Genomic DNA, 1,916 nt, shown 5'->3' with positions numbered 1-1,916 from the left:
CCCCAACGCGTCGCCCGCGCGGACCCGCCGGCGCCGCGCGTGAAGACGCCGAGCCCCGCTCCGCGAGACGCCGCCCGCCCCGCTCGCGCCGAGCCCGCTCGGGCGGGCGCCGTGGTGACGGCGAAGGAGCCCGCCGCGCCGCTCGACTTCACCGACTTCGACATGACGACCGGCGATGCCCCGCGCTACGCGGGCGGTGTGACGGCCTCCACGGGCCGCTCCACCACGGCCGTCAACACGGTGCCCGCGGGTGACAGCGAGGGCACGGGCACCGGTGGAAGCCGGGCGCGCTCCATCCAGCTCTCGGCGCGCAGCTGGAGCTGCCCCTGGCCCAAGGAAGCCGACACGCTGCGCATCGATGACCAGACGGTGGTGCTGCGCGTCTCCGTGGACGCGTACGGCGAGGTGACGTCCGCCGAGCTCGTCTCGGACCCGGGCCACGGCTTCGGCCAGGCCGCGCTCGCGTGCGCTCGCAAGGCGCGCTTCGACACCGCATTGGACCGCGAGGGTCGTCCCCACGCGGCTGTCTCTCCCCCAATTCGGGTGCGCTTCGTGCGCCCCTAGACGCTCGCCCGCGCGACCGCCGCGGGCCCGTGACGATGGAGTGTTTCGTGAACGCCGCTTCTCCACCCCGTCAGGAGCGAGTGCTGGCCCTGCTGCTCGCGGGGGTCCAGTTCAGCCACCTGCTGGACTTCATGATCATCATGCCGCTGGGGCCGGAGTTCATCCGGCGCTTCGGCCTGACCACCGCGCGGTTCGGCGCGATGGTCTCCTCGTACACCCTGGCCTCCGCGGCCATGGGCGTGCTGGGGCTGTTCTGGTTGGACAGGTTCGACCGCAAGCGCACGCTGCTGGCCATCTACGCGGGGTTCATCGTCGCCACCGCCGCCTGCGGTCTCGCGTCGGGGTTCGTGTCGCTGTTGGTGGCGCGCTCGCTGGCGGGGGCCTGCGCGGGGCTGATGGGCGCGGTCATCATGGCCATCATCGCGGACGTCGTGCCGGGTGAGCGCCGGGGTCGGGCCATCGGCACGGTGATGTCCGCGCTTGGCCTGTCCGCCGTGGCCGGCGTGCCGCTGGGCCTGGGAATCGCGAACCTGTTCGGCTGGCGCTCGCCGTTCTTCGCCATCTGCGCGCTGGCGCTCGTGATGTGGCTGGGCCTGTGGCGCGTGCTCCCGCCCGTCGTGCAGCACCTGACGCGCGGCGACCACGAGCCCCGGGGCAATCCACTGGCGACGCTGGCGTCTCCGGGCGTGGCGCTGGGCTGGGTGCTGACCTTCTTCGTGGTGTTCGCCAGCTTCCTGCTGATTCCGTACCTGGGCACCTTCATGGTGGGCAACCTGGGCCTCGCGCAGACGGACCTGCCGTGGGTGTACCTGGGCGGCGGCGCGGGCACGTTGGTGGCGGCGAAGCTGGTGGGCCGCTTCACGGACCGCCTGGGCGCGGGGCGGATGCTCGGGTGGCTCCTGGTGGGCACCGTGGGCCCGCACCTCTTGTTCACCCACCTGTCCTCGTCCTCGCTGCCGGTGGTGACGGCGGCCTTCGTGCTCTTCATGGCGGTGACGTCCACGCGCGCCATCCCGACCATCGCGCTGGTGTCATCGCGCGTGCCGCCCTCGCTGCGCGGCCGGTTCCTCGCCGTCAACATGGCCGCGAGCGACGGCGCCTCGGGGCTCGCCGCGTGGGTGAGCGGCCTCCTCATCTCCACCGCTCCGGACGGCGCGCTCGTCGGCTTCGGGCAGGTGGGGTGGATGGCCGTGGCCGTGACGCTCCTGTCGCTGGGCCTGCTGTGGACGTTCGGCCGGAGCGCGGTGGCCCTGAAGACGGCGACGACGTGAGCCTCGAACCTTCTCCCTGGAACGCAGCACCCGAAGCACCTCGATTCAAAGGAAGCCCCATGGACATGCCCACCCAGAAGC

Annotated in this window: 2 protein-coding genes; both read left to right on the top strand. The window is 72.5% G+C overall.

From position 1 onward, the window contains the following. Nucleotides 1-564, top strand: a 564-nt coding sequence (locus FL311_RS42895) for a TonB family protein (protein ID WP_141333419.1), incomplete at its 5' end; no start/stop codon positions are given. 47 nt (nucleotides 565-611) lie between these two features. After that, the gene (mxcK, locus tag FL311_RS42890; RefSeq protein WP_141333417.1) at nucleotides 612-1,835 is read left to right on the top strand and encodes a myxochelin export MFS transporter MxcK; all 1,224 of its coding nucleotides are present in this window, start codon (nucleotides 612-614) and stop codon (nucleotides 1,833-1,835) included. The last annotated feature ends 81 nt before the right edge of the window (nucleotides 1,836-1,916 follow it).

Origin of the sequence: Myxococcus sp. AB025B, from assembly GCF_006518215.1 — a bacterium.
GTDB lineage: Bacteria > Myxococcota > Myxococcia > Myxococcales > Myxococcaceae > Myxococcus > Myxococcus fulvus.
Note: the sequence above shows the minus strand (reverse complement) of the source record. Positions and strands in the feature narration are given on the sequence as shown.